Raw genomic sequence first — 13,339 nt, 5'->3', positions numbered from 1 at the left:
TAACAAATTTCTGCTATGGGCTTCGCTAAATAAAACACCAAGCAATAAAAAAGGAATCCTGAGATTCCTTTTTTTCATCTGATGATGGAGGGTTGGCTTATTTATGCGCTGCTTTATAGCGAGACAATGCTGTCACCGCCACTGCCGACACCACGACAGCTGGCAAACTTGCCATAAGAATACCTGTGGTTCCCAAGCCTAATGCCAGAATTTTTCCGGTTAAGAGCGGGCCAGTCATGGCACCTAAACGCCCCAAAGAAATCGCGCTGCCCACGCCTGTGACTTTTCCTGCACCTGAATAAAAAATCGGTGAAATGCCATAAAGAATAGACTGACCACCTGTAGAGAAGATCCCGCCCATTACTCCGGCCAAAATTAATAGCGGAATTGAGGTGGTCGTGAACAACAATACCAGCGCAACAAATAAACCACTATAAATGATGACAGCCATTTGCCATAGTTTTAAACGATCTAACAAATACCCCAAACCTAAGGTTCCAATCACCGCACCCACCTGGAACACCAGCATCACCAGAAAAGCCTGCTGTCTTTCCAGGCCTTGTTCCATCAGCAAATTAGGCAACCAGCTAATCAAAATATAGTTGATCATCAGGGTGAAGAAGAAACCTACCCAAAGCGGCACTGTATTTTTATACTGCTGTTGCTTGAATAATACTTCAACCATACCCGGCACAGCTTCGGCAGACACTTGCACATCGGCCGCCACTTTAGGCTTATCTTTAAGCACAAAAGCCATCAACGGAATCAATGCCAAAGGCGTTAGCCCCCCAATCAGGAACAGGGTTTGCCATTGAATATCTGGAAACGACATGGCCAGTCCGGCAACAAAAATAGCACCTACAGGCAGACCACAATACATCAAGCTATTGAGCTTACCGCGATTGGCTTCTGTCGCTTCATCACCCACCACTGAAATCATGGTCGGCATTGCAGCCCCCAACCCCAATCCCGTAAAGAAACGCGCTGCGTATAAAACTTCAACGCTTGGCGCAATTGCAGTCAACGACATAAACAGGCCAAAAATAGTCACGGAGAGTATCAGGACTTTCTTTTGCCCCAGATAATCCGCAATACGTCCGCCAAAGAATGCGCCAAACAGCATTCCAAAGACCCCAAGACTAAACACATAGCCCATTTGAACTTGATCTAAACCAAAGCTTGCTGCAATTCCTTTTGCTGCAATCCCAGGTGCCTGAAGGTCAAAACCTTCAAAAAATGCGACCCAAAAACATAAAAATATTGTTAATATTTTTTGAACTTTTCCGCTGTGTGGCTGCGCCATGATTGATCTCCATCAAAAATTTACAAATCGCTCGATGAACTGACGATTTGTTGCGCTATTCTCATCTTAATTCTGCTCCAGAAATACCACTACAATAGTCGGGTTTAAGCTCTCCATTTAAACTCATTAACAGCCAAATTAGACTTAAAAGCTTGTACAGACAGAGTTTTTAAATATTAATTATTTTTATTGTTTAAATTTATCAATAACTTATTTTAATAGTAGTTATTTGCAATCGAACCATAGTCAAAACTTATCCAGAAAATTTCCCTGTAAAAAAGCCCACATAATGTGGGCTTTTTAAGCTTCAAATCTTAAGCAGATTTTTTTACCTGAGCATTCTTACGAATTGTAATCATCACCAGTTGCACTGCCGCAGGCGTCACACCCGGAATACGGCTGGCTTGAGCCAGTGTTTCAGGACGCACATCTTTTAGCTTCAAGGTAATTTCACGTGACAGACCCGACACAATGTCATAATCAAAATCTGCTGGAATACGTGTTTCTTCCAGACGCTTCATTTGTGCGACATCTTCATGCTGACGGTTAATATAACCTGCATATTTCACTGCAATTTCAATTTGCTCACCGACAAATGGTGAAACTTCAGAACCGGTCAATTCAGCAATTTGCGCAAATGAAATATTAGGACGTTTCAACAAATCAATCGCAGAACATTCTTTGGAAAGATCTGCACCGGTCATCTCAACGAATTTTTTACCCATCGGATTATTTGGTGCTGCCCAAAGATGTTGCAAACGACCTGTTTCACGTTCAACTGCTTCCATTTTCTCGCAGTAAACTGCCCAGCGTGCGTCATCGACCAGACCCAGTTCACGACCGATTGCAGTTAAACGCTGATCTGCATTGTCTTCACGCAGCATCAAGCGATATTCGGCACGCGAGGTAAACATACGGTACGGTTCTTTGGTACCCAAGGTAATCAGGTCATCTACCAGCACACCCATATATGCTTCGTCACGTTTCGGCGTCCATTGTTCCTGATCCCAGGCACGACGCGCTGCGTTCAAGCCTGCAAGCAAGCCTTGCGCACCGGCTTCTTCATAACCTGTTGTACCGTTGATTTGACCGGCAAAATACAGGTTATTGATCGCTTTGGTTTCAAGGGTAAATTTCAACGCTTGCGGGTTGAAATAATCATATTCGATGGCATAACCCGGACGAAGAATGTGTGCATTCTCCATGCCGCGGATTGAGCGTACCAATTCAAACTGCACATCAAATGGTAAAGAGGTTGAAATACCATTTGGATAAAGCTCATGTGTATCCAGACCTTCAGGTTCCAGGAATACCTGATGCGAATCTTTGTCGGCAAAACGGTGAATCTTGTCTTCAATCGATGGGCAATAACGCGGCCCTACACCTTCAATCACACCGGTATACATGGGTGAACGATCTAAACCGCCACGAATAATCTCATGGGTGCGTTCATTGGTATGTGTGATATAGCAGTTGACTTGCTCAGGATGCATAGACGCATCACCCATAAATGACATGGTCGGAGACGGGAAATCACCCGGCTGCGGGGTCATTACCGAGAAATCGACTGAACGTGCATCAATACGCGGTGGTGTACCTGTTTTCAAGCGACCAACTGGAAGTTGAAGTTCGCGTAAACGGTGTGCCAGGGAAATTGACGGCGGATCTCCGGCACGACCACCACTGGATTTTTCCAGACCGACGTGGATCACACCACCTAGGAACGTACCCGCTGTCAGCACCACTGTTTTGGCATCAAAACGGATACCCATCTGGGTAACCACGCCTTTGACGGTGTCGCCTTCAAGAATTAAGTCATCAGCAGCTTGCTGGAAAATATCCAGGTTCGCCTGATTTTCTAATGTTTCGCGAATCGCAGCTTTATAACGCACACGGTCAGCCTGCGCACGTGTTGCACGTACTGCAGCGCCTTTACGCGAGTTCAGTATCCGGAACTGAATACCGCCCTTGTCGGCAGCTAGTGCCATTGCACCGCCCAAGGCATCAATTTCACGCACCAGGTGCGATTTACCAATACCACCGATAGCCGGGTTACAGCTCATCTGCCCTAAAGTCTCAATGTTATGAGTTAAGAGTAAAGTCTGTCGACCCATACGCGCTGCAGCCAGAGCCGCTTCTGTACCGGCGTGACCGCCACCGATAACAATGACATCGTATACTTTAGGATAATGCATAGTGGTAATTGAGAGATAAAAAAGGATAGCTGAGTATTATAGCAAATTTCACTCTAAAGTAGACAGATTCAGTCGAATTTATCCTGAGATAAAAACCGCTCCTATCCTGCAACAATCAAGCACTGTAATTTAACTTTGCAGAGGGACTATATAAATTAAACATATAAGTCCAGAAATTTACTCGATTTGCATTGTTTAATCTTGAGCATTTTTTAATCTATACAGTGGTTACATTACAAACAAAGGTATAAAAGATGAATAAGAATATTTTCCTCTCGACTGTTCTCTGTGGTTTATGCTTTGCACCATTTGCAGCATCAGCAAATGACAAGGTAGACACCACTTATAATGCACAAAAGTACCAACAGGTTTGTAAAGGCAAAACCCAAGGTGCACAAGTCAGCTTTGCTCATCGGGGCATTATCTGGAATGGAACCTGTGAACCGCAGTTTTTCGCCTCATCCAAGAATGCGTCAATTAAAGGTGATGAAGCAGAGCTGATGAGTACCTGTAGTGGCAACAGTAGCGCGACCACTGCAACTATTAATGGCACGGAGGTCAAAGGTAAATGTGCATTAGGCTTTGTACCACCACGTCCTCAGGGACAGTCCCAAATGCAGAACCAGCCAATGCAACCACAGATGAGCCAGCCGCAGATGCAAAACCAACCTATGCAAACACCGATGAATGATCAGAATCCGTCTGCTTCACCAATGCAAACTCAGCCAGGCATGTAAGCTGTCATAGCGCCAAACAGTCTACATTTCAAGTAAAAGCTTTGACGGGTAAAGTGCATGCATTTTACCCGTTTTATATTGCTTATTTATTCATCTACGCTACACTCGAAATCTATCTAAAAATGAATAATAAAAAGGATTTTTCATGGATTCGGGGTTTTTTAACTTTTTTTTGCCTATTACCTTGGCAATCATGATGATGGGGCTGGGACTCGAATTAAAAATCAAGGATTTCCTGCGCTTAAGCCGCTATCCTAAAGTCATTTTTATTGCCCTATTTACACAGCTCGTGCTGTTGACCAGTATTGCTTTCTTTATTTGCCTGATTCTAGACTTAGCTCCTTTACTCGCAGTAGGTTTAATGCTTCTGGCCGCTTCACCAGGAGGCCCAACCGCCAACCTGTTTAGCTATCTGTATAAAGGCGATGTCGCACTGAATATCACCCTGACTGCCATCAATACCATCATTTCTATTTTCACCCTGCCCTTTATTATCAATCTCTCATTACAATACTTTATGAGTCACGACTCGACTGTGACATTTCCAGTTGAAAAAATGATACAGGTGTTTTTAATTACCCTGATCCCCGTGATCATCGGGATGCTGCTTCGAGCCAAATTTCCACATTTATCCATTACCGTCAGCAAATCGATGCGCTTCGTTTCAATTAGTTTTTTAAGCATACTCTTGATATTTGCCGTTTTTAGAGATCGTTTTAATCTCTTTGAATATTTTTCCAGTATTGGTTTAGCTACTGTGATTTTATGTTTTTCCAGCCTGTTTATTGGTTATTGCATTCCGCTACTGATGGGTATTCCAGAAAAAATGGCACGGGCCTGTACCTTTGAAATCGGCATTCATAATACGGCGATTGCGATCACCATTGCGATTTCGGTCTTAGGCGATGTCACTATGGCAATTCCGGCCGGCATTTACACCATTGTCATGTATAGTTTTGCGACTATTTTCGGGGTAATGATGAGTCGCCAATATATCGGTTATCGCCATAAAAATCGTTTATCGGATTTGTAATTTATTTGGCTGAGTCTGCGATAAAGCTGTATGCTTTTCCCAAGAAAAGCAAAAGTATCAAAATAATTTTTAACAAGGAGCATGACAGATGGATTCTGGCATTATTACGATTTTACTGCCGCTTGCGCTCGCGATTATTATGGTGGGTTTAGGTCTCGAACTTACCCTCAAAGATTTCGCCCGGGTCACCCAACATCCTAAAGCTGTTTTAGTCGCATTATTTTGCCAACTGGTCTTATTGGTCGGTATTGCATTTATCCTGTGTAAAGTTTTGGCCCTGCCTCCACTTCTTGCCGTGGGTCTGATGCTGTTAGCTGCCTCACCTGGCGGCAGTACGGCCAATCTGTTTAGCTATCTTTTCAAAGGTGATCTGGCACTCAACATCACCCTGACTGCGATTAATTCAGTGATTGCAGCCTTAACTTTACCGTTGATCGTTAATTTTTCGATTATGCATTTCATGCAGGACAGCCAGCAGATCACACTCCAGCTTGGTAAAATTCTTCAGGTGTTTGGCATCATTATTATTCCTGTCGCGATTGGTATGCTGATTCGACATCATGCACCACGCCTGACTGAAAAACTGAATAGACCGCTGCGTATTTTTGCAGTCATATTCTTGATTCTGATTATTGTCGGGGCCATCTATAGTGAACGCACCAATATTGCCGAATATCTGACTCAGGTCGGTGTCGCCACGGCATTGTTCTGTATTTTCAGCCTGACCATCGGCTATTTTGTCCCCCGCTTAATGAATATAGATACCGCTCAGGCACGGGCCAGTGCCTTTGAAATCGGCATTCACAACAGCACATTAGCCATGACCATTGCCCTGACCGTGATGTCCAGCACTGCTGTGGCCATGCCTGCCGCGGTTTATTCAATCTTCATGTATATTTTTGCTGCCATTTTTGGTCTACTGCTTAACCGCTTTGCACCATTAGACAGAACACCTCTTCTCTCTAAGGTTTCATAAGTCTTTATAGAGCTTTATACAGGGTGCTTCGGCATCCTTTTTATTTTGGGTATGCATCAAGAAGATAGCAGCGTTGTGTCTGAACTTCCGTTACAATAGCTTTTTGAAAAATGTATAAAGGTTATTTCTGTGAAGTGGTTACAAATTCATATTACGGTTGAACAAGCTCAGGTCGATTATACTGAGACATTACTCAGCTCACTAGGCGCAGTGAGTGTGACCCTGGATGATGCTGAAAACCAGGATTTGCTGGAACCACTTCCAGGCGAAACACCACTCTGGAATAAAGTGATTGTGACTGGTATTTATGCACAGGAAGAAGGCGAAGAAATTGACGTTGCTGCACTAGAAACCTTTATTGGTGCGCAAATGCCAGAAGCGCCGATCAAGTACGAATTCATTGAAGATCAGGCTTGGGAACGCACCTGGATGGATGCATATGAGCCAATCCAGATTGCTGAAAAATACTGGATTGTACCGGAATGGATGCAAGCACCTGAAGCCGATGCAGTCAATATCAAGCTTGATCCGGGTCTGGCATTCGGTACAGGGAACCACGCCTCTACATTCTTGTGCTTACAATGGCTCGGCAAAATTGACGTTAAAGACAAAATCGTCATCGATTATGGCTGTGGTTCAGGCATTCTCGCGGTAGCTGCCCTGCTCTTAGGTGCTAAAAAAGCATATGCCACTGATATTGACCCACAAGCAGTTCTGGCCACCCAGCAAAATGCTGAACTGAATGGTGTACTGGACAAACTTTATGTCGGCCTGCCAGAAGAATTTAGAGATGAACTCGGCACTACCAAGGCTGACGTATTTGTTGCCAATATTTTGGCTGCGCCACTAATGATGTTGGCTCCTGAGTTCGCAACTTTAATTAAATCTGAGGGACAGTTCGCACTTGCCGGAGTTATCGAAGAGCAAGTTGCTGATGTTACTAGCATTTACTCAAATTATTTTGATATATTAGACGTAGAAAAACGAGACGAGCACTGGTGCCGTATCTCGGGTAAACGCCATAAGAATGAATGAGTCTACAAATAGTTTATGAGTGACAAACGAACCCATTGCCCTACCTGTTCCACCACCTACAAGGTCACAGTTGCTCAACTCACCATTGCGCAGGGTATGGTTTGCTGTCCCAAATGTACCACTTCATTTAATGCCTTATCGCATCTGGTGGCCGAAGCCCAAAACTCGGTCACTACCTCAGCGTCTCAGGATCAAACCTATTCTCGATATAACCCACCTGTATATGGTCGCGATCAACAGCAAAATACGCACAGTCTTTTATATATTTTCGATCAGAAAGTTGAACATTCAAATATCGATCTGGAAACCTATTTAAACAATCTGAACTATTTCAGTACCGAACCTATCTCGGTACTGCCGAGCATGAACTGGGAAGATCAGGCAGAAAAACAGATATACCGTGGGCCAATGTATTATATTGGCTGGAGCATCTTGAACCTGATGCTATTTGGCGTATTGCTGTTCCAGTTTTTCTGGTTTAATCCGCAATACATCAAAAATAGTCATATCATGAGTCTGGCCTTTAACAATGTATGCGAGGTGTTTAATTGTTCCAATCTGGAAAAATACTACACGCTGATTCAGGTCAATAAAGTCAAGATCAAGGCAACCAGTCACAAGAAAACTGAATTTAGCGGTGAGCTGATCAACTTCCATGACCGTAGCCTGGCTTTACCGATTTTAAAAATCAATCTGGAACAGCGCGGTGAAGTTGTTGCGACTTATAACCTGTCTGCCAAAGAGTACCTGATTGAAAGTCTGGTCAATATTGAACGTATCCCGAAAAACAGTCCATTCAAATTCAAATTTGAGCTTCCTGTCGATCGTAAAAGCTTTGATCGCTATAGTTTGGAAATAATTCGCCCTTAATCTGAATAGAAAGCATTAAAAAATTAAAAAAAGTTAAAAAAAATGCAGTTTTCTTGCTCACTTTTGCTTAGACAATGGTATGATACGCGCCACGAAAGCTATGTGCTGCAACTCCTCGCTACTTTTTCACAACAAATACAGTCTTGCCTAATGCGCTATAAAATTTATTGCGTATCGTGCAGATTTTTTTGTTTTGATTTTGGTCAGTAACAAAACTTTAACTATTGTTACGCTTATTTTTCGACCAAAACGTTGAGATGTGTCAAGCTATTGGCTCAATGCAATGATTAAGTTTTAGAACTCCAGTTTTAGGATCTAAAGCGGAGTTCATTTCAATTTTAGACCACTTTTTATATCGCTTTACCCAAGCGATATTTGTTTTTCGGATTAATTCGCATGAATAGCAAATCTCCTATTTTTACTGCACAATCTGATGTTGCTTTACGTATCCACGTAGATCGCGCAGTTCGCCATTATTTTGCGCAACTACAGGGCGAGCAACCATCTCAGGTATACGACATGGTGCTAGCAGAAATGGAGAAACCTCTTCTATCTGTAGTTCTAGAATATACACGTGGTAACCAAACACGTGCTGCCGAGATTCTCGGACTCAACCGTGGTACTTTACGTAAAAAGTTAAAAGCTCACGGTTTAATGAGTGAATAAATGATAAAATGCTTGCGGCTTCCGCAGGCATTTTTTTTAACCTGTAAATTGCTGATTTTGTTTTATTCTGTTCCTTGAAAACTGTGACGAAGATCATGACTATTAAACGCGCTTTAATCTCTGTGTCTGACAAGACTGGTATTGTTGAATTTGCACAAGAACTTGCTGCTCTAGGGGTAGAAATTTTATCTACAGGTGGTACCTACAAATTGTTGAAAGACAATAGTGTCGCTGTAGTAGAAGTTTCAGAGCATACTGGTTTCCCAGAGATGATGGACGGCCGTGTAAAAACGCTACATCCTAAAATTCATGGTGGTATTCTGGCTCGTCGTGGTCTAGACGAAGCTGTGATGGCTGAACACAACATTGATGCTATTGATTTAGTCGTTGTAAACCTCTATCCATTTGCTGCAACTGTAGCAAAACCAAACTGTTCACTGGCTGATGCGATCGAAAACATCGACATTGGTGGCCCTACCATGGTTCGCGCTGCGGCAAAAAACCATGCATCTGTAGGCATCGTGGTGAATGCTTCTGACTATGCCACTGTTGTAGCTGAGCTTAAAGCTGAAGGCGCTTTATCGCATGCGACTCGTTTCGACCTTGCAGTAAAAGCATTTGAACATACTGCACAATATGACGGCATGATCGCATCTTACCTTGGCGCTCGCGTAGGCAAACAAGAAGGTGAAGCGGACAAGTTTGCACGTACCTTCAATACACAATTGAACAAAGTTCAAGATCTTCGTTACGGTGAAAACCCGCACCAGTCTGCTGCGTTCTACGTTGAAGACACAGCGACAGAAGCCTCAGTTTCAACTGCGAAACAGCTACAAGGTAAAGAACTCTCTTATAACAACATTGCAGACACAGACGCTGCACTTGAATGTGTTAAATCTTTTGCGAAACCTGCTTGTGTAATCGTTAAGCACGCAAACCCATGTGGCGTTGCAGTGTCTTTAGACGGCATTCAAGCGGCTTATGACCTTGCGTATGCAACAGATCCCGAATCTGCATTTGGCGGCATCATTGCATTCAACCGTGAATTAGACGTTGCAACTGCACAAGCGATTGTTGAGCGTCAATTCGTTGAAGTGATCATTGCACCAAGTATTGCTGATGGCGTACTTGAAGTGACTGGTGCGAAGAAAAACGTACGTGTTTTAGTTTGCGGTGAACTTCCAGCAATCGATGCACGTCAATCGCAACTTGATTACAAACGCGTGAATGGCGGCTTGTTAGTACAAGATCAAGACTTGGGCATGATTACTAAAGCTGATCTTAAAGTGGTGACCAAGCGCGCTCCGACTGAACAAGAAATCGATGACATGATCTTTGCTTGGAAAGTCGCAAAATACGTGAAATCTAATGCGATTGTTTATGCGAAAAACCGTCAAACCATTGGTGTTGGCGCAGGTCAAATGAGCCGTGTTAACTCTGCTCGTATTGCTGCAATTAAAGCTGAACATGCTGGCTTGGTGGTTGAGGGTGCTGTCATGGCGTCTGACGCATTCTTCCCATTCCGTGATGGTATTGATAACGCCGCTAAAGCGGGTATCAAATGCATTATCCAGCCGGGTGGTTCTATGCGTGACGAAGAAACCATTGCGGCTGCTGACGAAGCAGGTATTGCGATGGTGTTCACTGGCATGCGTCATTTCCGTCACTAATTGATTCAAAGTCGTATTTATTAATCCCCCTAAATCCCCCTTTGTAAAAAGGGGGACTTTTCACAAATAAAGGGACATTTTTATTCGTGAAGCCCTTCTTTTTTACAGGGTGAGAAGCATGGCTTCGCAAGGTGGGATTCTATTCTTTTGAGGGATTTTTAGATGAATATTTTAGTTTTGGGTAATGGCGGTCGTGAACATGCACTTGCATGGAAAATCGCACAAGACGATAAAGTTGCAAAAGTCTTTGTTGCTCCGGGCAACGCAGGTACAGCCACTGAAAATAAATGTGAAAACGTAAATTTAAGTATTTTAGACAATGCTGCGATTATCGATTTCGCAAAAAACAATGCCGTTGAGCTTGTCATTGTCGGCCCAGAAGCTCCATTGGTAAACGGTGTCGTTGATGCTTGCCGTGAAGCGGGTGTAAAAATTTGGGGTCCAACTCAATTTGCTGCGCAGCTTGAAGGCTCTAAAGCTTTCGCGAAACATTTCTTAAAACGCCACAACATTCCAACTGCGTTTTACGATGTATTTACAGAAGTAGATGCTGCGAAAGCATTTGTTGAAAAAAATGGTGCGCCGATCGTCATTAAGGCCGACGGTCTTGCTGCGGGCAAAGGTGTGATCGTTGCCATGACCAATCAAGAAGCATTTGATGCGATCGATGACATGCTTGCAGGCAACAAATTTGGCGATGCAGGTTCTCGCGTTGTAATTGAAGAATTCCTTGCAGGCGAAGAAGCATCTTTCATTTGTATGATTGATGGCGACAACATCTTACCTATGGCGACTTCACAAGATCACAAACGTATCTTTGAAGGCGACCAAGGTCCAAACACGGGTGGTATGGGTGCTTACTCGCCTGCGCCTGTTGTGACTGCGGATGTATTTGAAAAAACCATGAATGAAGTGATGCGTCCTACCGTTGAAGGTATGAAAAAAGACGGTCACGTTTATACTGGTTTCTTGTACGCTGGCTTGATGATTGATGAACAAGGTCAACCGAAAGTGATCGAGTTCAACTGTCGTTTTGGCGACCCTGAAACTCAACCCATCATGATGCGTTTAAAATCATCTTTAGTGGATTTGGTTCAAGCAGGCTTAGACGGTAATTTACCGAAAGAAGCTGAATGGGATGAGCGCAAGACTGTCGGTATCGTACTGGCATCAAAAGGCTACCCAGAAACATCAAGCAATGGTGATGTGATTTCTGGTTTAGACACTGAAATGACTGATGCAAAAGTTTTCCATGCCGGTACGAAAGCCAATGAAAATGGCGAGATTGTGACTGCGGGTGGTCGTGTACTTTGCGTAACTGCGCTTGGTAATACGATTGGTGAAGCACAAGCCAAAGCTTTGGAACTTTGCAAAAAAGTGACATTCGACGGCGTTCAATATCGTAAAGATATCGGTTACCGTGCCATTGCACGTGAAAATGCTTAATCTTAATTTTGATTAAGTAAAAACCCCGCTGAGTGCGGGGTTTTTTAATACATTTATTTCATCAGAGATACTAATTCTTTCCATTCATCAAAATTATTATTATGTGAATTATTCCAATTGATTTCTTGTCCAATTTTTATTTCTCTCATACCTATATTTTTATAATCCGTAGCAGACTCTAGAAGTTCGGGCAATTGTTCCCATAACGTAATAACTACTTCACGATTTGGCTGTCTTCCTCTATGTGCTAAATTATTACGAGATTTTCGAGCGCATTCTAGTATTTTATAATTTTGCCTTGTGATAACTTTAGCCAACCTCAAAAGCTTATGTTTTGTAGCAATATGCTTTAAATAATTACTTTCTTTGTAATTTGCATGACACTTTTGCACTCGTCTTGGATAATTATCTTTATGCCTAATATAAATTTGCTTCCATAAAATTTCTGTAAGTTGTTCAACAACAATCCAAAGATTATTTAAAGCATCATTAATATTTTGATTGATTAACGATGTATAACCATTTAAAAGAAAAAATGGCGTGAAAGTAGGTATAGATTCAAGAATTTCTCGCCCATCCATATAAGCTTTTTGCAAATCATTTAAATGTAAAACTCTTGGAACCATCAATGGCTGAAACCTATCTGCAATAGATGCCCAATTGAATCTCAATTGATTATAAAGCGATGGTGCATAACAAAATAAGTGCGTTTTTTCATGTAAAGTCCCTACTGTTAACTCATGTGGATGCAATACTTCTGTATGAATTCCACCTAATAAAAAACGACAGAGAATTTCATTTAACTTAGTAATACCATCAACTCTCTTTGAAAATTTTTCACTTTGAGGTATTGCTATTCCACCATCATAGCTGATCAATACATCTAAATTATCCTCTAAAGAAAGTATTCCTATTACTTTAGATAATTGCATTCCATCATAAGAATTGTTATTGATTTGATCTAATGAGAACTGAAACTGTGGTTGTTTATCACTCACTATTGCTGAATAGGGTTTTAAATGTACCATCCAAGCAGGATTGTATGATGGTACGCTAGAAGTAGGCTCTATATAATCAATTGGCACATCTGTTCTCTCAATCCAACCACCATCATACCAAACTGATGTTTCTGTTGGTCTTGTTTTAATATTTTTAGTTAGTGTCTTAGGAGTATTACGATTATCAGAAAGAAAGGGATCATAATCATCTTCAAAAGCATAAATCTGACCTGTTTCCTTATCCTGATAATTCTTCACAAATACATCTCTGTTATAATTAATTCGTCAATAATAGTGTAATACCACGATGCCATCCATAAGCATTCAGCCCCCTAGCCTGATCCTCCGCCAATGGAAAGACTCCGACACCGACCCATTTATCCAAATGTGCACAGACGATGAAGTTATGT

Annotated in this window: 11 protein-coding genes; 8 read left to right on the top strand and 3 right to left on the bottom strand. The window is 42.3% G+C overall.

Going from position 1 to position 13,339, the window contains the following annotated elements:
* Window positions 1-97: 97 nt before the first annotated feature.
* Together mhpT and mnmG are read right to left on the bottom strand one after the other, a co-directional pair.
* On the bottom strand, window positions 98-1,303 hold the full coding sequence (mhpT, locus tag FTU44_RS09400) for a 3-(3-hydroxy-phenyl)propionate transporter MhpT (RefSeq protein ID WP_100355040.1): 1,206 nt from the start codon (window positions 1,301-1,303) through the stop codon (window positions 98-100).
* Window positions 1,304-1,617: 314 nt separating this feature from the next.
* Window positions 1,618-3,498, bottom strand: coding sequence for a tRNA uridine-5-carboxymethylaminomethyl(34) synthesis enzyme MnmG (mnmG, locus tag FTU44_RS09395; protein WP_180050272.1), 1,881 nt, complete (start codon window positions 3,496-3,498; stop codon window positions 1,618-1,620).
* A 254-nt stretch (window positions 3,499-3,752) separates the two neighbouring features.
* On the opposite strand from mnmG, the gene FTU44_RS09390 reads away from it, so the two are divergent.
* From FTU44_RS09390 to purD, 8 genes are all read left to right on the top strand, one after another.
* Window positions 3,753-4,235, top strand: coding sequence for a hypothetical protein (locus tag FTU44_RS09390; RefSeq protein ID WP_180050269.1), 483 nt, complete (start codon window positions 3,753-3,755; stop codon window positions 4,233-4,235).
* 145 nt (window positions 4,236-4,380) lie between these two features.
* Window positions 4,381-5,268, top strand: a complete 888-nt coding sequence (locus FTU44_RS09385) for a bile acid:sodium symporter family protein (protein ID WP_159138171.1) — start codon at window positions 4,381-4,383, stop codon at window positions 5,266-5,268.
* Window positions 5,269-5,356: 88 nt separating this feature from the next.
* Window positions 5,357-6,244, top strand: coding sequence for a bile acid:sodium symporter family protein (locus FTU44_RS09380; protein WP_005096694.1), 888 nt, complete (start codon window positions 5,357-5,359; stop codon window positions 6,242-6,244).
* 129 nt (window positions 6,245-6,373) lie between these two features.
* Entirely contained in the window at window positions 6,374-7,279 is a 906-nt protein-coding gene (prmA, locus tag FTU44_RS09375) for a 50S ribosomal protein L11 methyltransferase (RefSeq protein WP_005171256.1), read from the top strand.
* A gap of 15 nt (window positions 7,280-7,294) precedes the next feature.
* Window positions 7,295-8,149, top strand: coding sequence for a DUF3426 domain-containing protein (locus FTU44_RS09370; RefSeq protein ID WP_005171257.1), 855 nt, complete (start codon window positions 7,295-7,297; stop codon window positions 8,147-8,149).
* 396 nt (window positions 8,150-8,545) lie between these two features.
* A complete protein-coding gene (fis, locus tag FTU44_RS09365) occupies window positions 8,546-8,815 on the top strand; it encodes a DNA-binding transcriptional regulator Fis (protein ID WP_001086304.1) in 270 nt (89 codons plus the stop codon).
* A gap of 95 nt (window positions 8,816-8,910) precedes the next feature.
* Window positions 8,911-10,485: a bifunctional phosphoribosylaminoimidazolecarboxamide formyltransferase/IMP cyclohydrolase gene (purH, locus tag FTU44_RS09360; protein WP_005096691.1), complete on the top strand. Its 1,575-nt coding sequence runs from the start codon at window positions 8,911-8,913 to the stop codon at window positions 10,483-10,485.
* A gap of 162 nt (window positions 10,486-10,647) precedes the next feature.
* Window positions 10,648-11,931, top strand: coding sequence for a phosphoribosylamine--glycine ligase (gene purD, locus FTU44_RS09355; RefSeq protein ID WP_180050266.1), 1,284 nt, complete (start codon window positions 10,648-10,650; stop codon window positions 11,929-11,931).
* A gap of 53 nt (window positions 11,932-11,984) precedes the next feature.
* On the opposite strand, the gene FTU44_RS09350 is transcribed toward purD, so the two are convergent.
* A complete protein-coding gene (locus FTU44_RS09350) occupies window positions 11,985-13,187 on the bottom strand; it encodes a hypothetical protein (RefSeq protein WP_159138173.1) in 1,203 nt (400 codons plus the stop codon).
* Between the last annotated feature and the right edge of the window lie 152 nt (window positions 13,188-13,339).

It is taken from the genome of Acinetobacter sp. YH12105, assembly GCF_013419095.1.
GTDB classification, from domain to species: Bacteria; Pseudomonadota; Gammaproteobacteria; order Pseudomonadales; family Moraxellaceae; genus Acinetobacter; species Acinetobacter pseudolwoffii.
The sequence above is the reverse complement of the archived record's forward strand: the minus strand, read 5'-3'. Positions and strand labels throughout refer to the sequence as shown.

Bases quoted from the DNA above. Each gene is read 5' to 3' on its own strand.
- purD (WP_180050266.1), top strand. From the start codon at position 10,648: ATGAATATTTTAGTTTTGGGTAATGGCGGTCGTGAACATGCACTTGCA.
- FTU44_RS09380 (WP_005096694.1), top strand. From the start codon at position 5,357: ATGGATTCTGGCATTATTACGATTTTACTGCCGCTTGCGCTCGCGATT.
- mhpT (WP_100355040.1), bottom strand. From the start codon at position 1,303: ATGGCGCAGCCACACAGCGGAAAAGTTCAAAAAATATTAACAATATTT.
- FTU44_RS09370 (WP_005171257.1), top strand. From the start codon at position 7,295: ATGAGTGACAAACGAACCCATTGCCCTACCTGTTCCACCACCTACAAG.
- FTU44_RS09390 (WP_180050269.1), top strand. From the start codon at position 3,753: ATGAATAAGAATATTTTCCTCTCGACTGTTCTCTGTGGTTTATGCTTT.
- purH (WP_005096691.1), top strand. From the start codon at position 8,911: ATGACTATTAAACGCGCTTTAATCTCTGTGTCTGACAAGACTGGTATT.
- fis (WP_001086304.1), top strand. From the start codon at position 8,546: ATGAATAGCAAATCTCCTATTTTTACTGCACAATCTGATGTTGCTTTA.
- FTU44_RS09385 (WP_159138171.1), top strand. From the start codon at position 4,381: ATGGATTCGGGGTTTTTTAACTTTTTTTTGCCTATTACCTTGGCAATC.
- mnmG (WP_180050272.1), bottom strand. From the start codon at position 3,498: ATGCATTATCCTAAAGTATACGATGTCATTGTTATCGGTGGCGGTCAC.